Origin of the sequence: Deinococcus koreensis (genome assembly GCF_002901445.1) — a bacterium.
GTDB classification, from domain to species: Bacteria; Deinococcota; Deinococci; order Deinococcales; family Deinococcaceae; genus Deinococcus; species Deinococcus koreensis.
In genome coordinates this window covers 64,303-86,874 of record NZ_PPPD01000002.1, presented here as the reverse complement: position 1 = coordinate 86,874, position 22,572 = coordinate 64,303, and the positions used below count along the sequence as shown (strand labels likewise).

The 22,572-nt window shown below is 69.4% G+C and carries 18 protein-coding genes; 9 read left to right on the top strand and 9 right to left on the bottom strand.

Translation table 11 applies throughout. The features are described 5' to 3' along the window. Window positions 1–21: 21 nt before the first annotated feature. The 4 genes from CVO96_RS16990 to CVO96_RS16975 all read right to left on the bottom strand — a co-directional run bounded on the left by CVO96_RS16990 (window position 22) and on the right by CVO96_RS16975 (window position 4,918). The gene (locus CVO96_RS16990) at window positions 22–1,311 is read right to left on the bottom strand and encodes a hypothetical protein (RefSeq protein ID WP_103313645.1); all 1,290 of its coding nucleotides are present in this window, start codon (window positions 1,309–1,311) and stop codon (window positions 22–24) included. 48 nt (window positions 1,312–1,359) lie between these two features. Further along, window positions 1,360–3,924 carry a TraG/VirB4 family ATPase gene (locus tag CVO96_RS16985; protein WP_103313644.1) on the bottom strand — a complete coding sequence of 855 codons (2,565 nt, stop codon included), beginning with the start codon at window positions 3,922–3,924 and terminating at the stop codon, window positions 1,360–1,362. A 1-nt stretch (window position 3,925) separates the two neighbouring features. Then, window positions 3,926–4,348 (bottom strand): hypothetical protein, encoded by a 423-nt coding sequence (locus CVO96_RS16980; RefSeq protein ID WP_133161826.1) that lies wholly within the window; start codon window positions 4,346–4,348, stop codon window positions 3,926–3,928. 93 nt (window positions 4,349–4,441) lie between these two features. Continuing rightward, on the bottom strand, window positions 4,442–4,918 hold the full coding sequence (locus CVO96_RS16975; protein ID WP_165795407.1) for a TrbC/VirB2 family protein: 477 nt from the start codon (window positions 4,916–4,918) through the stop codon (window positions 4,442–4,444). A 36-nt stretch (window positions 4,919–4,954) separates the two neighbouring features. Here CVO96_RS16975 and CVO96_RS16970 point away from each other — a divergent pair, with 36 nt between their 5' ends. Next, a complete protein-coding gene (locus tag CVO96_RS16970; protein WP_133161825.1) occupies window positions 4,955–6,496 on the top strand; it encodes a hypothetical protein in 1,542 nt (513 codons plus the stop codon). A 411-nt stretch (window positions 6,497–6,907) separates the two neighbouring features. On the opposite strand, the gene CVO96_RS16965 is transcribed toward CVO96_RS16970, so the two are convergent. The 4 genes from CVO96_RS16965 to CVO96_RS16950 all read right to left on the bottom strand — a co-directional run bounded on the left by CVO96_RS16965 (window position 6,908) and on the right by CVO96_RS16950 (window position 12,152). Beyond that, window positions 6,908–9,157: a hypothetical protein gene (locus tag CVO96_RS16965; RefSeq protein WP_133161824.1), complete on the bottom strand. Its 2,250-nt coding sequence runs from the start codon at window positions 9,155–9,157 to the stop codon at window positions 6,908–6,910. A 67-nt stretch (window positions 9,158–9,224) separates the two neighbouring features. Further along, window positions 9,225–10,169: a hypothetical protein gene (locus CVO96_RS16960; RefSeq protein ID WP_133161823.1), complete on the bottom strand. Its 945-nt coding sequence runs from the start codon at window positions 10,167–10,169 to the stop codon at window positions 9,225–9,227. Beyond that, window positions 10,150–11,079, bottom strand: coding sequence for a ParB/RepB/Spo0J family partition protein (locus tag CVO96_RS16955; protein ID WP_103313638.1), 930 nt, complete (start codon window positions 11,077–11,079; stop codon window positions 10,150–10,152). The genes CVO96_RS16960 and CVO96_RS16955 overlap by 20 nt, the downstream gene beginning before the upstream one ends. Window positions 11,080–11,207: 128 nt before the next feature. Further along, window positions 11,208–12,152: a helix-turn-helix domain-containing protein gene (locus tag CVO96_RS16950; protein ID WP_103313637.1), complete on the bottom strand. Its 945-nt coding sequence runs from the start codon at window positions 12,150–12,152 to the stop codon at window positions 11,208–11,210. 263 nt (window positions 12,153–12,415) lie between these two features. Here CVO96_RS16950 and CVO96_RS16945 point away from each other — a divergent pair, with 263 nt between their 5' ends. The 7 genes from CVO96_RS16945 to CVO96_RS16915 all read left to right on the top strand — a co-directional run bounded on the left by CVO96_RS16945 (window position 12,416) and on the right by CVO96_RS16915 (window position 20,126). Further along, the gene (locus tag CVO96_RS16945) at window positions 12,416–13,582 is read left to right on the top strand and encodes a hypothetical protein (RefSeq protein ID WP_133161822.1); all 1,167 of its coding nucleotides are present in this window, start codon (window positions 12,416–12,418) and stop codon (window positions 13,580–13,582) included. 219 nt (window positions 13,583–13,801) lie between these two features. After that, window positions 13,802–14,839 carry an ROK family protein gene (locus tag CVO96_RS16940; protein WP_165795406.1) on the top strand — a complete coding sequence of 346 codons (1,038 nt, stop codon included), beginning with the start codon at window positions 13,802–13,804 and terminating at the stop codon, window positions 14,837–14,839. Window positions 14,840–14,895: 56 nt separating this feature from the next. Further along, window positions 14,896–16,155 (top strand): extracellular solute-binding protein, encoded by a 1,260-nt coding sequence (locus CVO96_RS16935; protein WP_103313634.1) that lies wholly within the window; start codon window positions 14,896–14,898, stop codon window positions 16,153–16,155. A gap of 76 nt (window positions 16,156–16,231) precedes the next feature. Then, window positions 16,232–17,179 (top strand): carbohydrate ABC transporter permease, encoded by a 948-nt coding sequence (locus CVO96_RS16930; protein ID WP_243398478.1) that lies wholly within the window; start codon window positions 16,232–16,234, stop codon window positions 17,177–17,179. Further along, window positions 17,176–18,042, top strand: a complete 867-nt coding sequence (locus CVO96_RS16925) for a carbohydrate ABC transporter permease (RefSeq protein ID WP_103313633.1) — start codon at window positions 17,176–17,178, stop codon at window positions 18,040–18,042. The genes CVO96_RS16930 and CVO96_RS16925 overlap by 4 nt, the downstream gene beginning before the upstream one ends. Window positions 18,043–18,115: 73 nt before the next feature. Continuing rightward, window positions 18,116–19,174, top strand: coding sequence for an SIS domain-containing protein (locus CVO96_RS16920; protein ID WP_103313632.1), 1,059 nt, complete (start codon window positions 18,116–18,118; stop codon window positions 19,172–19,174). Beyond that, window positions 19,164–20,126, top strand: coding sequence for a carbohydrate kinase family protein (locus CVO96_RS16915; protein ID WP_103313631.1), 963 nt, complete (start codon window positions 19,164–19,166; stop codon window positions 20,124–20,126). The genes CVO96_RS16920 and CVO96_RS16915 overlap by 11 nt, the downstream gene beginning before the upstream one ends. A gap of 144 nt (window positions 20,127–20,270) precedes the next feature. Here the strand turns inward: CVO96_RS16915 and CVO96_RS16910 are convergent, their stop codons facing one another. Continuing rightward, complete coding sequence (locus CVO96_RS16910) at window positions 20,271–20,600, bottom strand: hypothetical protein (protein WP_103313630.1); 330 nt, start codon at window positions 20,598–20,600, stop codon at window positions 20,271–20,273. Between the two features lie 544 nt (window positions 20,601–21,144). Here CVO96_RS16910 and CVO96_RS16905 point away from each other — a divergent pair. Then, on the top strand, window positions 21,145–22,338 hold the full coding sequence (locus tag CVO96_RS16905) for a sugar ABC transporter substrate-binding protein (RefSeq protein ID WP_103313629.1): 1,194 nt from the start codon (window positions 21,145–21,147) through the stop codon (window positions 22,336–22,338). Window positions 22,339–22,572 lie beyond the last annotated feature (234 nt).

Below are 22,572 nucleotides of genomic sequence, written 5' to 3'. Positions count from 1 at the left end.
CTTCCTGGTATTCAGGCCGGTTTAGAACAGGGCCTCGTTCTTGGGCGGAGGTACCGGGATAGTGACTGGGGCTCCAGGAATTTCCTGGGTTTTGGGCGTGGGCACCGGAATAGGCACAGGGGCGCCAGCCGTGTCCTGGGTGGCGGGGGCCGGATCGGCCGTACCGGGTGATGTCGGAACCGGCCCGTAAGGCTCACTCCCCGTCGGGGTTGCGGATTCAGGGTCGGGATCTTTCGTGATCTCACCGGGCGGCAGACCGATGGAGTAGTCGGTTCCTTTGGGCTTGCCATTGGTGATGGTCAGGGCACTGGAGGCGCCCGCCGCGCCGTCGGAGGCGATGTCCATTGTTGCCGTGGCATTGTTTGCTGCCGCCTGGGTCGAGCGGCCCAGGGCGATGATCTGCGCCTGGCTGTCACGCAAGTTCTGATTCCTCTGCGCCGCAGCTGCGTCACCTTCCTTCCTCAACTCCCGGACAATGTCGCCCAGCTGGGTATTGGTGATCGCCCCCTGCTTGAGCATCAGGTTCAAGCGGGCCTGAATCTGCTCGTTGCCGAACTGCTCCTGGGTCATAAGAGAGGCCACGGCCATGTTCAGGCTCTGCACGACCGCGCGGGTCGATACTGCCTCGGAGGTGTCTTTCAGCAGCTTTTTGCCAGCCTTCTTGACCTGATCGCTCATGGTCTTGTTGAGGGCCTGGGCCTTTTCATCAGTGGCCTGGGTCACGAGGTCTTCGGCCTGCGCCTCATAGTGCCCAGTCGTGACCGCTGCCCGCGTACTGGCCTCGGTCTGCGCGACAGCCTGGGCGCCGCCGATCTTGATCCCCAGGTTCTTCGTCTGGCCTCCCTGCAGGCTGGCGTCCGCCGGCATGGCGTTGGCATCGGACTGAACGCTCTGGCCCAGCTCCCGGTAGGCACCAGTGATCTTCTGGGACGCGCTTTCCACGTACCCGGCGACCGTCGGATTTTTGAGCATCAGCGCAATGGCATCGTTCGTGGTTGCCATGGTCTTGAAGGCGGTAGATCCGCTTCCGTTTTGCAAGACGTCCTGGATCTTCTGGGTGGCGTTGTTCGTGCCCTTGATGCTGACGAGCAGATCCTTGAAGCCGGCCTTGACGATGGTGTTCGGCACGGATTTGAACACGGTGCCGATCGCCTTGTCGATGGCTGCGCGGGGGTTGAGCAGATCTTCGAACGTCCAGTCGGCGGCTTCCAGGGCCTTGCCGGCGCCGTCGAGCAGATCGTTGGCTGTGACGGCCTGGGCCTGAGCGCCCAGCACCAGGACTGCGGTGATTGCCATCATCTTCTGTTTCATAGGCTCCTCCGTGTTACCCAAGACCCGTTGTGTAAGTGTCCGCTGGGCCTAGCCATAGGCGAGCCCCGTCAGCGCGGCCCGCAGGTCGCCGCCCGAGCGCTCGATGGCCTCGTCGCGGCGGGCCATGGCCTGCGCCGAGGTGGTGAACGTCCACAGATCCAGCGGCGTGGGTCTCACCCAGATCACGTCGCCGATGCTGCCGGTCTCGGTGCGCACCCAGGCCAGCACCTCGCTGTACACGCCGTCGATGCGCTTGAGGTCGCGGAACGCCTCCATCGCCGCCTCGGGCAGGTGTAGCAGGTCGCGCACGGCGTCGTCCTCGCCGGGGGTGCGCAGCAGGTAGTGGTAGGTGGTGTTCTGCAGGATGCCGTGCGCCTCCGGGCGCTGGAAGTCGGCCATGGACTGGCTGATGCTCCACACGGCGGCGTTGTAGCGGCGGAAACGGCGGTACAGCTCGACCATGAAGTGCGCGGCGGCCGGGATGGTCAGCAGCGCCCAGCACTCGTCGAAGATCACGACCTTGCGCCGGGTGCGGTCGCCCTTCACGCGCCGCCACACCAGGTCGGCGATCATCATGATGCCCACCGTCGCCAGCGGCGAATCGAGCTGGAACTTGCTGGTGTCGTAGCAGACCAGCCGCGCGTGCGTGAGCGGCACGGTGGTGGAGCGGTCCACGAAGCTGCCGTAGGGCGTCTTGCCCGTCCAGTTCTGCAGGGTGCGGGCCAGCGTGTCGGCCAGCAGCTTGTCCTCGTGGGTCACGGTTTTCTCGCCGATGCGTTCCAGGTTGCCCAGCGTACGCACGAAGTCCGACAGGCGCACCTCGTCGAGCCGCGAGTGGTATTCGCCGTTCTCAAAGACCTCGTCGGTCTTGCGCAGGTACGCGGCCCGCAGCGCGGTGCTGATCAGGGCGTCCTCCTCGGCCTCCAGGCGGGGATCGACGGCCCCGACCATGGCGCGCACCAGCCCGGCCAGGAAGGAGATCTTGTCCTCGTCGGGGGCGGTCTCGCCCGGCATCAGGTCAAACGGGTTGATGGAGGTCTCACCGCCGGGCTCGACGTCGATCATGGCGCCGCCCAGCAGCTCGACGGTCTTCTCGTAACTGCGCCCGCGATCGACGATGATCACGTCCACGTCGTCCTGGCGCAGCAGCTCGGTGATCATGTACTGGGCGAAGAAGGTCTTGCCCTGCCCGGAGCCGCCCACGATCAGGGCGTTCCAGTTGGTCATGTGGGGATCGAAGGGATCGAGGAAGGTCAGCGCCTTCCAGCGGTTGTGGAACATGGCCGAGGGGCGTTTCTGTCCGGCCCAGGGCGCCCCCAGCGGAAAGAAGTGCGCGGCGTTGGTCTCCAGCAGGCTCAGGCGCTGGTCGATCAGCTCGCCGCCGAAGGGCAGGCACTGCGAGAAGGGCTCCAGCAGGCCATGCTGCAGGATCAGGAAGGGGCTGCCCGGCACGTTGGCCGAGGCTCCGAAGGCCTGGGTGATGCGCGATTCGAGTTCCTTGCTCTCGGCGCCCAGCACCACCAGGGTCACGCCGACCTGGAACACGTGATCGCCCGAGGACGTGATGTGGTCGATGGCCGTCTCGGTCTCGGCCAGCCCGGTGCGGACGTTGGGATCGACGTACACGTTGGTGTCGATGGAGGCCGAATAGAACTTGCGGGCCGAGGACTTCAGGCGCTGCATGGCCTTGTCGTACGGGTCGTGCTGCAGGTCGACCACCAGATACAGCTCGCCGGAAGCGTCCAGCAGGTGGTTGATCATGCCGTAGGCGGTCTCGTCGGGGCTGTGCACCAGGCTCAGGATCCGGGCCCGGCGCCAGCCCAGGCCCAGTTCATGCAGGCGGGAATTGTCGACCTCGGTCTTGGCCACCTGCGCCCGCAGGGTGGGCGGGGCGATGCCCTTGAAACGCTCCAGCACCTCGGCCGGCATGACCTGCCAGGTCGGGCGGTAGCCGGGAACCGGCAGGTGCTTGAGGCCCGGATTGAGAAAGCGGAAGCACAGCGCGAACACGTCGTCGTCGGTCATGGCGTGGGCCTCGAGCCCCGCCGAGGCCAGAAAGTGCAGCAGCCGCATCCGAACCGCCGAAGCTTCCAGCAGGCGTTCCTCGAACTCGGGCGCGGTGTAGCCGATGTGGGTCTTACGCCGCAGCGCCGGAATCGCCCGGCCCAGGGCGTAGCTGAGCAGGTTCGGGCTGGTGCCCAGGCGCTTGTCGCCCACCGTGACGGTCAGGAAGGCCCGCCAGCGCAGCACCTCGCCGGGCTCGGCGGCCAGCTTCTCGTAGAAGTCGGCGCGCTTCTCGCCCAGCAGCCGGGCCAGCGGCTCGGGGCTGGTGGTCTCGGCGCGGTAGGGCGCGATGCCGGCGGCGCCTACCGGCCCGACCTCGACCGTCAGGCGCAGCCGCTGGCCCTGCGGCACGGCGTTGCGCAGCACGCTCTTGAGCTGCCGGAGCACCATCTCCAGGCCGCCGGGGCTCAGGAACAGCGCCGGCGGGAACTGCACCTCCACGCCGATCTCCATGCGCCCGTCTTCGAGGAACATGGTGCCGTCGCGCAGATCCCAGTACGGCAGGGCGTCCAGCATCGAGCGCGTGCGGGCCTCGGTCAGTTTCGACATCTCAGCCCCCTTCGGGCGCGCTTATGGGCGCCTTGATCGCCTGCACGGGGGCGCCGGGCACAGCGGGTCTCCGCGCACGTTTGACCGGTTTCCTGGAGGGGCGCACCAGGAAGCGGTCCTCGCGCGGCACGATCAGTGGGTAGGAGCACAGGTCGCGCATGACCCGGTAGCGGTCGCCCTGGGTGAGCCAGGCCAGCACGTGCATCAGCGCGCGGCCTGGGAACAGGTAACGAATGAAGCCGATGACCTTGGAGAGCGCGAAGCCGCTGAGCGCCGCGAGCGGCAGCGTCAGGATGGCAGGCACGCGATCCTGCCAGTACTGCAAGGACATCAGCGTGCCCGCGCCGATGGTCAGGAGCGCCCAGACGTCCAGGCCCATGACGGTCAGGGGGACGGCGAGGCGGTACACGCGCATGCGAAGCATAGGGGTCTCCTCTCAGAACATTCAGTGTGGGCCTGCCGCTCTCGCAGGCCCACGCCCGGGGGTAGTGCTCGGGAAGCAGGTTCCGTGACGCGGTTAGCTGTTCAGGCAGATGGCCTGGCCATTCTTACCAGCGGCGAGGGACATGATCGAACGGGCACCCAGGATGACCGCCGCTCCGGCCAGTGAGGCGATCAGGATTGAGGTGGACTTCTTACCGCCTACCGCCAGGCTGATGCCAGCGATGATGATCGACATGATGACTAGACCGATGCCCACTGGACCACGCAGCCAACCAGAAACCTGACAGATACCGGTATTCACAGTGGTAAACGGATCCGTGTTTTCCGTTACCCCTCCATTGGTGGGAGTTCCCTGTGCCAGCGCGTCCGACATCACGGCCATCGTGCCTACTGCCATGCCCCAGACAAAGGCCGCCCGGTGGGTTTCAGGTTGAACCATGAAGTGCTGCTCACTCCACGTCCGAACCTTGTGATCCGTCAGAAGCAATAGTCCGGTGAGATACTCCATAACGACCTGCCCCTGTTTTGCCACTCCGAACGTTGGATACATTTCTGAGCCTCCTTGTGGTCGAACTACACTTCGATTATGAAAATCGAGGAACAGATCAAGGTGGAAATCCAACAGGCGCTCGGCCACGCCGTTCCCGATCCGAGCGCTCCAGGCTTCGCGGCCTTCTACTCGAAGCTGGAGACCGAACATCCGGAACTGGCCCTGCGGCTGATCGCTGGCCTGCAGAACGACGAGGCCGACGGGATCATGGACTCGCAGGCGTTCTTCCCGGAGGCGGAGGCGCAGGCCCGTACCCGTGCCCAGGCGCGGGGCGTGCTGCAGCGCCTGTTCTACCGGCAGGACGACCTGACCGACGAGTGGACGGTCAGTAAGGGGAAGGTGGGCATGGCTGGGCTGGCGGGCGTCTGCCTGGTGCTGGTGCCCACGCTGATGGCCGGAGCAGGTGGCAGCCCGAAACAGAGTCCGGCCCAGCCAAGTGCTGTGGCCCAGACGCCGCCCCCGGTGGCCGCCGAGCCTCCCGCGGCTGCCGTGCCCCCAGCGGCGCCCCTGCCTCCGGTGCCGGACATGCCGAACACCGAGCTGCCCGTGCCCCCAGCTCCCGAGCCGATGGCCGAGGCGCCGCTCCCCAGGGTCACGGAAGCTGTTCCACTGCCCGAGCCCGCTCCGCCCGCCAGCGACCCGCTGCCGCCCACCCCGGCGGCCCCGCCGCCAGCGCCGGTGGCCGGCGCCACCATTTACACAGCCAAGCGGGCGACCGCCGACACCAGCACCACGGTCTACGTGTCCCAGGCGCGCAGCGGCGCCGGGGAGCCCAGGGCGGAGGGTGAGGGTGGCGCGCCTCCGGGCGACCTGTCGCTGTACCAGGCCAAGCCCGAGGAGTTGCCCACCTCCATGACCCTGTTCGACGCGGACAAGCCCAAAGCAGGCGAGCAGCCCCTGCCCGCGCCTACGCCGCCGGGCAGCGGGCTGACGCCCCCCGCCGCCCTTCCACAGGCCGCTCTACCCACGGCGCCTGCTGAACCGACGGTTCCTGCGGCCCCCACGTCACCCCTGGCGCTGACACCGCCGGCCCCCTCCAAAGCGGCTACCTTCCCAGTCGGCACCACCCTCAAGGCCGTGCTGACCACCGGGCTGCTGGTCACCCAGGGCAGCCGCTCCATGCCCATCCTGGCGCGCAGCGAGAGCGGGGCCGTGTTCAGCGGGCTGGCCACCCTGGGGGCCGCGGGCCGCATCGAGATCGCCTTCAGCAGTGTGCTGGCGAATGGGCAGATGGAGTCCCTGAACGCCCGCGCCTACGATCAGGCGGGGTTGCCGGGCCTGCCTGTAAAGACCAGGGATGTGGCGCCCTCGCTGGCCGCCGACCTGACTCGCGCCGCCGCCGCCGGTGTGGCCGGCTACGTGGAACAGCTGGGGAACCAGACCGAGACCTATACGGAGGGCGGCAGCAAGGTGGTCGTGACGGTGCCGCCACAGCTGTCCACGACCATCGCCGGGGCAATCGCCAACCTGTTCGCCGTGCCCCCCACCCAGAAAGCGCTGGAGCGGATCGCGCAGGTCGACCGGGGCACGCCGCTGCTGATCACGGTGGTCGGCGGCCTGGAACCACAAACGCCCTGAGCCGGCACACAGATTGCGCCCATCCACAAGTCCGCCAGCCGCTTCCAGATCCAGGGGAGCGGCTGAACTCTGTCCCATATGGGAGGGCGCGAAGGTCTGGCCGTGCCCCGTCCGGGGAGTCTGGTCGAAGCCCATCAGCTCTTTTGCACGTACCCGGCAGGAGGCCGACCCCAGTCGTTCAGAACAGGTTCCTCCATGGGCAGACCACCGCGTCAGGCATGATCTGGCGCAGAGATCAAGGCGTCCAGACCGGGGGCCTGAACATCGCCGGGTGGAATCCCGACCTGGAGCGGTTCCGGCCCCAACAGGGGAACCGGCGCCCAGTCATGACCCTGGCACAGGGTCGACAGGTCAGGGCAGCGGCGGCACAGATCACACTGTGCCGCCGCTCCGGAGAGTGTGTTCGACCGCCTACCGGAAGTCGCAGTGCACGTGATCCTTGTGGGCGGGGTCGTTGAAGGCGTTCAGCGAGTACCCGGATCGGGCATCGGCCGCCAGACAGGCTTCCAGCGCCCGCTTGTGGCCTGCGTTGGGCACGTTCAGCAGCACTCCGTCCCAGGTGCCGATGTCCAGCGCCTCGCCGGTATAGTGCGATGAGTTGCCCTTGTGCCCTCCGCCTGTGATGGCCGTGACCCGGTATGACCCCTGCCTGGCCAGCGCCAGCATGGCGGTCAGCAGTTTTGGACTGATCGCCTCGCGCTGACCACAGTTAGGCGTGGTTGGCCCGCACCCACGGGCGGCCGGCACACCGTTGATCGCGTCGACGATGTTCTGCCGGGGGCTCCCGCCACTGGTCGTGCTGCTGGTGTTCAAGGCGATGTTCGGATTGTCCAGCACCTTGCGCGCCAGACACTTCACCGTGGCCTGCTCCCCCCCAGCCGATTCACAGCCGGTCACCGTCCTGGCCGTGCCCTGACTGGTCGGCGTTGGCGTCGGCTTCGGCGGGCTCCCGACGGTGTTGGCCGGCGTCGGTGCCGGCGGCGCAGTGACTGTAGAGGACTGGCTGGCCGCAGCTGCCGCCGCCTGAACCGCCTTGTCCTGCAACGTCTTCTGGGTCGAGGGCAGGGTGGTGACGTCGATCTTCGGGAGCTTGAGCACGGGCAGGCGCTCAGCCAGGTTCATCAGCCCCAATGTGGTGCCGCGCGAGGGCTGCCCACGGACGTGATGCAGAGGATAGCCCTCGGGCGCCGTTTCCCAGCGCACGTGCACGCGTGTGATCCCGCCCAGGTACGTGTTGATGCCGGTCGAGATGTTGGGCAGCGTCCGCGTGACGAGCGTCAGAACCGGCGGGGCGTACGACATGAAACACCAGCGCTGGTATTCGACGGTGCGCGGTGAGGTCAGGCGATCCACCTGTGAAAAGAGCTGCATGAACCCCACGGCACCAACGCCCTCGGTCTCACGCAGGTCTCCCGCGCCGGTCGGGCCCTGGGGTGCGGGCTGCGCTCCCCACCACTGATCAGCCCGGGAAAAGATGTCCTCACGCTGCGACAGGCCGTATTTGAGCACCTCCAGAGTGGGGATGCCCGGCCAGGACGTGCCTGTGGCGCCGCCCGGCAGCCGGGGCACGGCCAGCCCGGCGGAGGCCGATGCCGGGGCGGCCAGCCCCGGGTAGGGATAGTTCTTCAGGATATAGGCGGCGCCGCCCGCCTTCTTCGCCTGGGCCTTCTGGGCCAGCGCCCGGTACTGAAGAGGGCGGCGGCCCGTCGCATAGACCGGCTGAAGCTGCACACCGCCCGAGGTGCCGGCCGCCCCGCTGAGCGGATAGACCCCGTCCCAGGCGAGGGAACCGGGCATGTATGTCTCGATGGCCTCGTAGACTTCCTTCCAGTACTGCGGGTAGAACACACTCACCGCCTGCTGGTAGCCGGCTGCGTACCGCCGGCTGACCTCGGCCCAGTTGGTCACCTGGGGAAGGTCGATCAACGTGCACTGGGCACCCGGAAAGTAGCTGGGCACCGCCGCACTGATGGCGTCCTGCAGACCGGAGCAGAACTGATCCGACTTCAGGGGGCTCGCCACCAGATCGCCGCCGTCCCAGGCATTCAGGTAGCGGTCGACGCGGGCGTTGGCGTTCGGCCCGCAGTTGGCCGCGAAGCTGCGGCCCTGGGTGGACGGTGCCAGGCTCTTGAACTGGGCGGCCACTGACACGGCCGCGAGGGGGCTCAGTTGACCGACCCACGCACCCATGATGCCGGGATCGGGTTTGGCATTGAGTAGCGAGTTCATGTACCAGGTCGAGCGGGCGTCGAAGGTGTTCCAGGCGCGCGAGAGGGCCTCCTCCATCGCCAGGGCGTAGGCCTCGGAGATGAAGGGCACCGACCACTCGTACTGCGGACACTTCTTGCTGGCGGCCGCTCCACTGGCCTTGCACGCGGCCAGGTGCTTGAGGTGGATCAACTCGACCTGAGGCATGACCTGGCCAGCGCCCGGCAGGACGGTACTCAGCCCCGGCCCCCGGCCGGCCTCCTGGCGCGATTCCGGCAACGCCCCGATATCGACGGCGCTGAGCACACCCACATAGGGCGCCTGGGCCTGGGCGCCGGACCACAGGCACAGGGTGGCCAGCGTCCATCGTCGGGCTCGACCAGCCAGGCGGGTACGGCCAGCCTGAACGGTGGAACGGACATGGGTTCGCTGTGGAAGGTCATGCAGGTTCATAGGACACCTCGCTCCTGAGGTCTGAGGGTTTCCCTGGGTGGTTGGCGCGTCAGGTCGGGCCGCATGTTCAACGGACAGGGAGGCGCTCCAGGCGCCGCTGCACCAGGTAACTCACCTGTCCGCTGGGGTCGCGCAGCGTCCAGCTCAGCGTGACCGGCTGGTCGCGGCGCAGACCGGGGGCCAGCTGCAGGATCAGCGTGCCCTGATGGGTGCGGCCGGCGCGCAGGGTGGCCGGATTGGCGCCCTGCTTGACCCGCACAGGAAGGGTCGCTCCGTTCTGACTCACCTTCACGTCGGCCTCGCTGAGCACCAGCAGCGGCACGGTGCCGCTGTGCTCCACCGCGAAGAAGAGCGTGACCTCGTCTGGCCGGGCGTCCAGATCCTGCTCGATGACCCGCAGCGACAGCCAGGAGGGCTGGGCGGCCGTCGACCAGGTCTGCCGGGTGGCCACCGGTGAGGCGGCTGGCCGGGCCACCGGCGCACTCAGGGTCACCGCAGGCGGGCGGGGCGCGGGCGGGCGGGCGGCGGGGGCGGAAGCGGGGGGCCTGACCGGGAGGGCCTGGGCCCGTGGCGCGGCGGGGGGGCGGGGCGCCGGCTTGTTCAGCCTCACGACGTAGCGCCGGGTCGCGTTGCCCGGCGAGATCTCCACATGCAGCAGCTGGGTGCGGGCGCCGACCTCGATGACCAGATCCGTGGAACCCGTGCGGCCCAGGGCCGAAACGTAGATCTTCGCCCCCGCCGCCTCCACATGAAGCAGATCCGGCCGCCCGGACGAAATCTGGTCGATCTCCTGGTAGAACTCGATGACCGTCAGGAAGCCGGGCGACACCAGAGCAGCGGCGGGGGCAGCCTGCAGGTCATTGGCGTAATACACCGCGTTCTGCGCGCGGGCCCCGGCCAGCCAGGTCAGCGCGGCCAGAGCGAACAGCAGCGGCAGGAGTCGGCGCGGCAGCGGCTCCGGGGGGGGCCGGGCGATCACCCGCACCCGGGGCTCAGAGGGTCGCTTCGTCATGGTCGTCCTCCTCGGCGCACAGCAGCGCGGCCAGCTCATCGAGCAGGGCCTGGGCCCGCGCCTGCCTCGCCGGGCTGTGCCAGCGGTGCTGGGCGATCAGGGCGCTGCTCCAGGCATTCAGGCGGGCGGCCAGGGGGGCAGCCGGTTGGGGCGAACTCAGGGTGGACAGCACCTGTCGGCGGAGTTCGGCGTCCGTGACCGGACGAACCCACAGGTCGGCGAGCAGCGCCCTGCGATCCCCTTCGTCACGGACGCGGCCCAGCAGCCGGGCTCCCGCCGCGCTCAGCACGCCGGCGCGCAGCGCTTCCATGACCTCGGGGGGCAGTGAGAACAGGGGCAGCCGGGTCGAGACGAAACTGGGCCAGGCCAGGCGGCCCACCACCGCAAAGACCGTTTCGACCGTCCGGGCCTCCGCCGTACCCAACACCTGCTGGGTAACCTTGTGTTTGGCCTCGTTGTCCATCCGGTAGAGCATCGACTTCACCGCGCCCACCTCACGGCCCAGCCGCAGGGACAGCAGCCTCAGGATCCCCTCGGCTTCCTCCAGCTCGTTCAGATCCTCGCGCTGCAGGTTCTCCATCAGCGACACCTCGAGGGCGGTGTCGTCCCCCAGGGGGCGCACGAGCACGGGCAGGTGGCTCAGTCCGAGCTGCTGGGCCGCCAGATAGCGGCGCTCTCCGGCCACGATTTCGTACAGGTCGGTGTCCAGCGGACGGACGGTGAGGGGCTGCGTGACGCCGTGAACCGCGATGGACTGGGCGAGTGACTCCAGGGCCGCCGCCAGGAAGCGTTGCCGTGGACGGTAGTCTGCCAGCACCAGCTGCGCGACCGGCACCTCGCGGACATCCGGGCCGACGCCGGTCGGACGGATGTGGGCGGAGCGGATGGTTGGTACGGTGGTCAGGGTCATGCGTTCCCTCCTGGGTCTCTGTACGGAACAGTCGTATTGCACTCCCGGACAGCGCCGGTTCGGGGAAAAATTTCGCGGCACCGTGCCGGCACTGTGCGGTGGGGAGCCTGGCCCCGGTGGGCGGCCCGTCAGTTGACGTTCAGGTCGGGCTCCGGCAGATCGCCCAGCCCACTGGTCGTGTCGCCGTCGTCCAGGGCGCCGAGCTGGGCGGCGTAGACCAGCCCCTTGGCCGTCAGACGGATCCGGCCATCCACCTTCTCGATCAGCTCCTGGGCACGGAAATCACGCATGGCGGTGGTCACCGATTCGCGCCGGCAGCCGATGATGGCGCTCAGTTCTTCCTGGGTCGCCACCGAATCGACCAGCAGCAGGCCCCACAGCATCCGCTCCCAGATCTGGCCGCTGGTGGCGATCGACCAGCGGATCAGTTCGCCGATGGGCTGCAGGGCGGCCGGATCGGCCTGATACTGCACGACCCGGGTGTTGCTGGCCGCCTCGGCGTACCAGACCTCGGGCACCCACTTCACACCGGGCCAGACGTGCTCACTGACCAGCGTACAGGCGGGACGCGTTTCATCCGGGCCATACAGCAGCACGGCGCCGGCCTTCACCTTGAAGGGAGCGGTGAGATCCATGACCGTGCCCTCACCGACCACGGTCACGACCTCGGCCGGCCGGAACGCCCGCGCGCCGCAGCGCGCCAGCGCCTCGGTGTGGCTGGGCCGGATCTGGCCGCCCATGGGATCGACGAAGCGGATGGGTTTGCCCAGCTTCTGGGCATGGCGGATATGCTGGCGGGTGAGCTCGTCGATGTACCCGTGGGCGTTCAGCACCACGAACTCGTCACACCATTCGATCTTGTGCAGGTCGGCCTGGGCCTGCGGATGCTCCGGGGCACCTGAACCGGCAGGCGTGCCCGTGGGGTTGGCGATGGTCACCACCACGCAGCCGGAGTGGGTCAGGCGTTCGTCCAGGGCGGTGAACGCCGGCCGGAAGCGCTCGGCGCCGCACAGACAGACGATACGTGAGCCGGGGAGATCCAGCTTCGGTCCAGACCAATCGGTACGCTGCATCACAACAACACCTCCAATAAGAAAAACGGCACAGGTCGCGCCACCAGATGTGGGCAAGTCGGCTGACTTTGCGTGGGTTCATGGTGCTCGGGCACGGCGAAACCCCACAGACCCAAATGGGCCAGCGGGGCGGCTAGTCCATCTGGGCCAGCGGGCCGATGTGCGGTTTTCAGCTCCCCCGGATTCACTGCCCCAGACAATGGCCACAGCCCCCGGCCCGGTTCTCCATGCGGTGCAGGGGCCACGGTTCCAAGGAGGACGTGATGATGGCAATCAATTCCACTGCCCCTACGGGTTCCAGCACCCTGACTGATGCCCCCTCGGGAACGGGCCACACTCCGTCTCCGGCCCAGAACACCGGTACGGGCCGGGCCGTCGTGCAGCCCGCCCTGGTACTGATGCTGACCAGCAGCGCACCTCCCCAGTACCTTCAGGCACAGGGCAGTGCCCTGAGTACGCTGACTCTCGGCGAAGTGCCCTCGCCGGACGGACTCACGCTGGTCTTTGACGAGAATCAGGCGACGGCCGCCGTCGAGGGCATCGTCGCCACGCTGCGGGCCAGTGCCCAGGACGGCTGGTCGTGCGGGGCGGTGCTGGCGGCCGGCCGCCTGGGCTGTCTGCTGTCCGAGGGGCAGCCCCCCCGGTTCGTCGGGGCGGCGCTCGACCGGGCCGCCCGGCTGCTGGGCGGGGCCGGCCGCCCCGGTACGCTGCTGTGCGACGCCGACTCGGCCCGGCTCAGCGGGCTACTGGACACCAGCGCCCCCTTGCTGGGCGCCCAGCAGTCGCTCGTGGCCGCGGGCGACGCGGAGCTGATCTGGTACGACGTGCTCTGGGATCGCCTGCGTCCCGGTGATCTGCAGGCGCCAGCCCCCATAGCCCAGGCCCCCGCGCGTCCCACCACCGCGGCCTCTCCGGCGCCGCCCCGCGCCCGGCAGCGTCGTGAGACTGGAGAGACGGTTCCCCCAGGCCCGGCCGGGCGCGAAGACACACCGCTGAGCCGCTGGGTGCGCGGCACGATCCTGCGCACCGGCCGCAACTTCGGGTTCATCGAGGACACGTCCGGGCAGATCTACTACTTCCAGCCCCGCAACATGGCGGTCGATGCCCCGCTGCGGCGCGGCGCCCGCGTCGTGTTCCGGATTCTGCCCGCCCTGCGCGGCGCCGCAGAACTGCGGGCAGAGGACGTGTTCGTGATCGACGCGGTGGTGCGCGGGGTGCTGGAGCGAACCAGTCCCAAGGGATGGGGACTGGTCAAGCTGGACTGTCTGAATGGCCTGGAACATCGGCTGTTCGTTCAGAACGCGCTGAACCCGGGCTGGCGGGCCGGCCTGACGGTCGCGTGCCGGATCGGCGCGAACCGGCAGGGCCCGGTGGGCATTCCTCTTCAAGGTGTCGCCGACCCTGCCCCCACCCCCCTTGAGGACGACTGACCTCGTCCAGAGGCCCCACAGGCCGTCACGAGGGAGGGGGCCTCTACGGGTCAGGTTCCGTCTGGCGGGCCACGAACGCTGGAGCGGAGAACGGCCCTGACCCCGCTTTCTGCGGCACAGCTTGACAACAGACCAGCGATGCCCCACACTCCAGTTAATTAACCAACTTGGTTTAATAACTGGATCGGAGCCGGAGAACGGCCACAGGGGGATCGTGAGGTGACGGAGGCACAGGGCAGGGCAGGCAACCGCGAGCGGGTCTGGCGCCAGGTGCTCAGCCACGGCCTGAGCTCGCGCGCCGACGTCGCCGAGGGCCTGCGCCTGTCCAAGGTCGCGGTCACGAACATCGCCGCCGAGCTGATCGAAGCTGGCTGGCTGACCGAAGCCGGGCTGGCAGGGGGCTACGCCGGTCGGCCGGCTGGCCTGCTGGATCTGCATCCCCAGGCGGGGACGGTACTGGGCGTCGATGTGCAGCGCCGGGTGGTCACGGCGACCCTCGGCGACCTGCGGGGAGATCCCGGCGCCGTCCAGGCCCTGCCCCTCCCGGTGCCCGACGAGGTCACGGGCACGGTGCTGGAGCTGCTGCGGGCTGCCCACGCCCGGCCCCCCCACGGCCCGCTGCGACAGGTCGTGATCTCCGTGCCGGCCCCGGTGGGCCCGCAGGGCGAGCCTGAAGCCCCGTCGGGCCTGCCGGAGTTCGGGGCCGCGGCGGCGCAGGACTGGGCCAGCGCCCATGAGGTGCCGCTGGCCTTCGAGAACGACGTGAAGCTGGCGGCGGTGGCCGAGCACCACGCTGGAGCCGCCCTGGGCCGCGACGACTTCGCCCTGCTGGCCCTGCGCGAGACCGGGGTGGCGCTGGGCCTGTTCCTGGGAGGCCGCCTGTACCGCGGCGACCGCGGCCGCGCCGGCGAACTCTCCCTGCTGCGCTGGCCCGACGCCGGGAGGCTCACCCCGCTGGAGTCGCTCGACCCGCAGACCCGCCAGGCGGCCCTGGCGATGATCGTCGGGGGTCTGGCCGCGGCCCTCGACCTGCGGCTGCTCGTCGTGCAGGGTGGCCCGGACACGGCCGAGGAGCTGATCGGGCAGATCCGGGCGCTGGTGTCCGGCTCCGTGAGCATCGCCCACAGCGCCCACGGCGACGCGGGCCCACTCCGGGGCGCCCTTGTCCTGGCGGCCCGTCTGGCGCAGGACGGGGTGCTGCGGGCCGGGCTTCCGGCGGCCACGCCCCGAGAAGCCCGGCTCAACCCGTCCGGCTGACCTTCCCCCACCTGCCAGCCACCCCACGCTCCCCAGGGAGTTCATAAGGAGGACGTATGTCGCACCCCCGCCCCGCCGCCCGCCGGTTCCTGCCCCTGAGTGCCGCCCTGGCGCTCGCGCTGTCCGGCGTCCAGACGGCCGCCGCCCAGACCACCCTGAGCGCCCTGTTCATGAAGCAGGCCGCCTATTCCGAGGCCGACGTGCGCGCCATGACGGCCGCCTTCCAGAAGGCGAATCCCGGCATCGTGGTCAACCTGGAATTCGTGCCCTACGAGGGCCTGCGCGAGAAGACGGTCGCCGCGCAGGCCTCGGGCGGCTACGACGTGGTGCTCTTCGACGTGATCTGGCCGGCCGAGTACGCGAAAAACGGCTTCCTGCAGGACGTGACGGGCCGGGTGAACAAGGCCGACGTGCCCAAAATCTTTCCCGGCGCCTGGACGACCGTGCAGCTGGGGAACAGGTATTACGGCCTGCCCTGGATCCTCGACACCAAGTACCTCTTCTACAACACCGCCATGCTGAAGAAGGCCGGCATCGGCGCGCCGCCCCGCACCATGGAGGAGCTGCTGGCCCAGGCCCGGATCATCAAGCAAAAGGGGCTGGCCCGGTACCCCATCGTGTCGAGCTGGTCGCAGGCCGAGGCGCTGGTCGCGGACTACACCATGTATGTCAGCGCCTTCGGGGGCCAGTTCCTGGACGCGGCCGGCCAGCCCGCCTTCAACACGGGGGGCGGCCTCAGGGCCCTGGAATTCATGGTGCAGACCGTCAAGGAGGGGCTGACCAACCCCAACTCCCGCGAGTATCTGGAAGAGGACGTGCGGCGGGTCTTCTCGGGCGGTCAGGCGGCCTTTGCGCTGAACTGGACGTACATGTACGCGCTGACCCAGGACAAGAAGGAGTCGAAGGTGGTCGGGCAGGTCGGCATCGTACCGGCGCCCGGCGCGCGGGGCGGGGCGAAGGTGAGCGCCGTGAACGGCTCGATGGGCCTGGGCATCACGGCGGGCAGCAAGAACCCGGACGCGGCCTGGAAGTACATCAGCTACCTGACCTCGCGGCCCGTTCAGGAGCAGTACGCCAAGCTGTCGCTGCCGATCTGGAAGGCGTCGTACAGCAGCCCGGCCGTCACGCGCGGTCAGGAGGCGGTCGTGAAGGCGGCGGGCGCGTCCATCGGGGCGATGTACCCCCGCCCGGTCGTGCCCCAGTACCAGGAGGTCAGCACCATCCTGCAAAAGGCGCTGCAGCGGGCGCTGCTGGGTCAGGTCAGCCCGGAAGCCGCGCTGGACGACGCGGCCCGCCAGGTCGCGGCGCTGAAGTGAGAGGGCGAGGATGTTCGGGGGGCCCGCCGCCGCCCCCCGGTGCCCGGCCCCGAACCGCGTGGCGACCGGACGCCCCATGAGCCGCGTGGGCACCGCCGGGGAGCGGCACGCCGCCCTGACCCGGGGCCGGGCACCGGGCACCCTGACGCGGCGCGAGTCGCGGGTGGCCTGGGTCATGCTGCTGCCGGTGCTGATCGTGGTGCTGGGCGCGGTGGGCTACCCGCTGCTGCGCACCCTGTATCTCAGCTTCACCGACGCCCGGCTGATGGCCTTCACGCAGGCGCCGCCCTGGGTGGGCCTGAGCAACTACGCCCAGGCCCTGCAGAGCCCGGCCTTCCAGGCGGCCACCGGCCGCACCGCGCTGTTCGTGGTCGCCTCGGTGGGGCTGGAGGTGCTGCTGGGCGTGCTGGCGGCGCTGCTGCTCAACCAGCGCTTCTACGGCCGCGCGCTGGCCCGCGCGCTGCTGATCGTGCCGCTGGCGCTGCCCACGGTCGTAAACGCGATCATGTGGCGCTGGATCTACAACCCCGAGTACGGCGCCCTGAACGCCCTGCTGACCCAGTGGCACCTGCTGCCCGAATACCGCTCCTGGCTGGGCGACCCGGGCAGCGCCATGACCATGCTGATCGTGGCCGACGTCTGGAAGAACTTCCCGCTGGTGGCGATCGTGGCGCTCTCGGCCCTGCAGCTGATGGACAGGGCCCTCTACGAGGCCGCCGATATCGACGGCGCGGGCGCCTGGACGCGCTTCTGGCGCATCACCTGGCCGGGCATCCTGCCGGTGCTGAGCGTGGCCATCGTGCTGCGCACCATCGAGGCGGTCAAGGTCTTCGATCTGGTGTTCGTGATGACCCGCGGCGGCCCCGCCGACAGCACCAAGACCCTGAGTCTCCTGGTCTTCGAGCAGGGCTTCGGCTTCCTGCGCTCCGGGGTGGGCGCGGCCTACGCCTACCTGGTGGTGGCCATCAGCGCCGTGCTGATCGCCCTGTACCTGACCCTGCTGCGCAGGCAGGCGGCGCCGTGAGGTTCCCCCCGCACGCCCCGGCCCGCCGCCGGCTGGAGGGGGTCGCCGTTCATCTGCTGGCGCTGCTGCTGGCCCTGGTGATCCTGACGCCGGTGGTGTGGCTGCTGATCTCCAGCGTGTCCAGCACGGCCGACCTGACGAGCCTGCCGCTGCGCTGGTGGCCGGGGACGCCCGACCTCTCGCGCTACGCGGCGCTGCTGAGCGTGGCACCGGGCAGCCCCGGCGCGGCCTTCCTGCTCGCGCTGCGCAACAGCCTGCTGGTCGCTCTGGGTGCCACGGGCCTGTCGCTGCTGGTGGCCATCCCGGCGGCCTACAGCTTCTCGCGGCTGCCCGGGCGGCGCGCGGGGCTGCTGTACGCGGTGCTGGCCACCTATATGCTGCCCCCGGTGGCCCTGGTGCTGCCGCTCTACGCGGTGCTGGCGCGGGCCGGGCTGCTGAATTCGGTGTATGGTCTGGCGCTGGTGTACTGCACCATCCTGGCCCCCTTCGCCACCTGGCTGCTCAAGACCAACTTCGACGCGGTGCCCCTGGAGATCGAGGAGTCAGCGCAGATCGACGGCCTCTCGCGCTGGGGCGTGCTGGGCCGCGTGACCCTGCCGCTGGCCCTGCCGGGCCTCAGCACAGCGGCCGTGTGGGCGGTGCTGCTGGCCTGGGACGAGTTCTTCTACGCGCTGCTCTTCACCAGCACGACCAGCGCCAAGACCCTGCCCGTGGCCATCGCCGACTTCGCCGCCGGGCGCGCCGTGGACTACGGCCTAATCTGCGCCGCCGGCGTGGTGGCCGCCCTGCCGCCCATCCTGATCGGCTTCCTGCTGCAGCGTGGCCTGCTCTCGGGCCTGAGTGCCGGCGCCGTCAAGGGCTGAAGTGCGGCGACCCCCCCCTCCTGCCCGTCTCCCCGACCCGCCCCAGCAGACCCGCTCCACGAGGACATCCTTCATGACCGACACTGCTCCGCCCACGGGCACCGCTCCACCCACCGACCCCGCTCCCTCCACCGGCCTCAGCCTGATCCTCGGCGAGATGGCCCGGCAGCGCGGCGACGCGCTCGGTTCACTCGCCGACCCCCAGGTGCAAGCCCGGGCCCGTGACCTGGCGCACGCCGCCCGCGACTCCGGCCGACTGCTGCTGCTCGGTATGGGCGCCTCGCACTTCGTGAACCGCATGGCCGAGCCCGAGTACCGCCGGCTGGGCCTGGACGCCACGGCGATGCCGCTCAGCGAGGCGCTGTACACGCCGCTGCCGCCCGGGCCGCGCGCCGCGCTGATCGCCTCCCAGTCCGGCGCCTCGGGCGAGGTGGGCCGCTACCTGCAGACGCCGGCCCAGGACGAGCGCCGCTTCGGCCTGACCCTCGACCCCCACAGCCCGCTGGCCCAGGCCCTGCCCTGCCTGATCGGGCCCGGCGGCGCCGAACGCGGCTTCGCGGCCACCCGCAGCCTGGTGCTCAGCGTGGCCCTGCACGCGGCCGTGCTGGAGGCGCTGGGCCAGGAGAGCGGCAGCGTTCGCGCCGCTCTGGAAAGCCCGGACACCCTCGACCTGACCCCGGCCCTGGACACTCTGAGAAGCGCCGACACCCTGGTGTTCGTGGGGCGGGCCGAGCTGACCGGACTGGCCGAGGTCTGCGCCCTGCACGCGGCCGAACTCGCGCGGGTGCCGGCGCTGGGTTTCGAGGGCGGGCAGTTCCGCCACGGCCCCATCGAACTGCTGCGGCCCGGCCTGGGCGTGGTGCTCCTGCGCACCGGAGGCCCCAGCGCCGACCTGACCGACACGCTGGCCCGGCAGTGCGTGGAGGCGGGCCTGCGCCCGGTCGTGCTCGACTGCGCGGGCGGCGAGGCCGTGCCGGGCACGGTCTGGCTGGCCTTGGCGCCTGGGCGCGGTCTGGCGGCAGTTCTGAACGCCGTGTTTCCCCTGCAGCGCCTGCTGCTCGACTTCGCGTCGGACCGGGTTCGCCAGGTCGGCAAGCCGCGCCACGCCCGCAAGGTGACCCTTGAGCGCTGAGACTCCTGTACCCCACATCATCGTGGCCGGCAACGTGAACGTCGACCTGATCCTCGGGCCCCAGACGCCCTGGCCCACGCCCGGCACGGAGGCGGTGGTGCCCCACCACGACCTGCGCCCGGGCGGGGCCGCCGGCAACACGGCGCTGGCGCTGCAGGCCCTGGGCGCCCCCTCCACCCTGGTCGCCAGCCGCGGCAGCGGGCCACTGGGCGACTGGCTGCAGGCCGCCTTCTCGGGCATCCCGGCCCGCTGGACACGATCGGAGCGGCCCACCGCCATCTCGGTCGGGCTGACCCACCCGGACGGGGAACGGACGTTTTTCACCCACCTGGGCCACCTCGAAGACGACGGCGCCGGGCCGGTGCTGGGCGAGATTGCGCTGGCCCCGGCCGGAAGCCTGCTGCTGCTGGTGGGCACTTTCCTGTCTCCGGAGCTGCGCCGGGCCCAGGCGGGCATCCTGGCCGCCGCCCACGCCCACGGCCTGCGAACTGCCCTCGATCCCGGCTGGCCCCCGGAGGGCTGGACACCGGCCGTGCGCGCCGAGGTGGCGGGCTGGTTGCCGGCGTGCGACCACCTGCTGGTGAACGCGGCCGAGGCGCAGGGCCTGAGCGGGAGAACAGGGGATGAGGCCGCCGACTGGCTGCGCGGCCAGCTGCCGCTCACGGCGACCCTGGTGATCAAACGTGGCCCGGACGGGGCCGTCGCCTGGAGGGAAACCGAACATGGGCAGGTGAGCGCGCCCCCGGTGCGGGTCGTCGACACCATCGGCGCTGGCGACACCTTCAACGCCGCCTACCTGTGGAGCGTGCTGCAGGGACGGACGCTGGAGGCGTGCCTGGAAAGGGGCGTGCAGGCGGCCTCGGCGGCCGTGTCCAGCTCGCCCCGGCGGTACGGCTCACCGCGGCAAGTCCAGTCGTCCACAGCAGCAACGATGACGCCTTCCAACCCATGACAAAGGTGCGGAGAGACCACGCTCCCCGCACCGCACCTTCGACTGATCTCTTTTCCTGCTCACACCGCCCCGTTCGGTGTCCGGACAACCAGGGCTCTGGGCATGGTGGTTGTCCGGACACCGCCTCCCGGAGGGGTGTCCTGATTAGAACTGCTTGACCAGCTGGCCGTCGATGTAGATTTGGGTCACGCTGACGCCATTGACCGAGACCGTCTCCACGCTGGAGTTGTCGCCCCGGTAGATGCCCAGCAGATCGCCGTTGTTGTAGACGCGGCACAGACCGTTTTCGCAGTCGATCCGCACGTTCACGCTGGTGCCGGGCGCCGGAGTAGGCCGGGGAGGACGGACGGGGCGGGCCATGCGCTCTGCGCTGCGGTCAGCCGTGGTGCGGGTGGGCGACCTGAAGGTCTGGGCCGAGGCGGCGCCGAGCAGCAGGCTGGAGCATAGAAAGACACGAATCGCGGTCTTGATCATGGCAGTTCTCCTTGGAATGGAAGGGGGAAAGGACGGATCGGCAGGCCCGAACGGCGTGGGGGGGCGCGCCCGCTGCAGCGGCGCCCAGTGATCTCCGGCGTCCCGGATCTCGCCCCTGTGTAGACCTGTCCAGACCCTACCCAGCCCGCTGAGAAGCGCCCGTAAAAGTCTCACCCCGGGGTGCGGCGCTGTTCCGCCCTGGGCTGGCCGGCACAAACAATCGCGTGTCCTGGGGCCCGCATGGGGAGTGCAGGTCGGCAGGAACTCTGTCCAGGTGGTCTTCCTCCCGGCGATCCCTGAGCGTCCCAGATGCTGCAGCCAGACGTTCCGGCAGGACGCTCAACTCCATCTCCTGATTCAGCCGGATGTCAGCTTGCTTGACACTGACACAATGTGAGGGTTTAGCGTCAATCCAAGTTCAAACCAGCCTCAGCGCCCGCTGCTCACGCCCGACGTTCCCGTATGGGATGAGGTGGCTGTCTGCCGTGCCGTTTTGAACCGGTCGCCTGCCTGCCCGAGCCCTCCCGCGTTCAAAGGATGCCCCATGCACAAGCCCACTGCTCTGCTCGCCCTGGCCCTCAGCCTCTCCAGCGCTCAAGCCGCCAAGCTCACGGTCTGGACTCACTTTAACGGCCCGGAACTGGCCTGGCTCAAAGACGTGGCCGGCAAATACAGCGCCCAGGAGCAGCAGGACGCCGTCGAGATCATCAATGTGCCCTTCGGTGACATCAAACAGAAGCTGATCCTGGGGGCCCCACGCGGGGAGGGCGCCGACCTGGTGCTGTCCCTGCCCCACGACCAGCTGGGAGAGATGGCGGCGGCGGGAGTGCTCGAACCCATGGACAGGTACGTCGGTGCCCGCGGGGACATCAACCGCACGGCCCTGAGCGCCATGACCTACCAGGGCAAGCTGTTCGGGCTGCCCATGTTCGCCGAGGCGGTCGCCGTGGTCTACAACAAGAAACTCATCCAGAAGGTGCCAAGCGACTGGGCCGGCTTTCTGGCCGCCGCAACCCGCCTGACCGACGAGAAAAAGGGCACCTACGGCTACCTCGCCAACCTGGGCGACGTGTACGCGCAGTACGGGGTCATCAGCGCCTACGGCGGCTACGTGTTCAAGAACAACGGGGGCACCCTGGATGTCCGGGATCTGGGGGTGGGCAACGCCGGCGTGGCCAAGGCTATGGGCTTTCTGAACGACCTGCGCTACAAGTACAAGCTGGTACCCGAGGGAGTGGACGGCGGCGGCGCCAAGAGCGCGTTCGTGGACGGCCGCCTGGCGATGCTGCTCACCGGCCCCTGGGACATGGGCGACATCAAGAAGGCCGGCATCGACTACGGCATTGCTGCCTTCCCGACCCCTCCCGGCGCCACCGGCAAGTGGAGCCCCTTCGTCGGCGTGCAGGGCGTGCTGATGAACAGCTACTCCAAGAACAAGGCGGCCGCCGCCCGCTTCGCCAGATTCATCATCAGCCCGGACAGTCAGGTGGCCTTCAACCGGGCAGGCGGACGGATTCCGATCAGCGCCGCGGCCGTCGCGCAGCTCAGAAACGATGTGGTCGTCAGCGGCTTCAGCAAAAACATCGCTGCCGGGGTGCCCATGCCCAACGTGCCGCAGATGGGCGCGGTGTGGGGGCCGTGGACGAGCGCCATCGTCCTCAGTACCGGCAAACCGTCGCCGGACTACCTCAGCATCCTGTCGGGCGCTACCCAGGAGATCAAGGCCAACATCAAGTAGGGCGGCGCGTGCGAGGCAGTGATCTGGCCCCGCAGTGATCCGGCTCTGCCGTCGTTCAGGGTGCAGCGAGCCTGCGCCACGATCCCACCACGGACGCGCCCTTCGTTCAGGACGAGACGGAGGGCGCCGCTTCAGCCTGGCTTGCCCTCCGGTAGGGACTGCCGCTCCGTTCCGCCCCTACCGGGAGAGCACAGGATGGTTCTCTCCTGAGGCGCTCTGCGAGTCCCTCCGCCC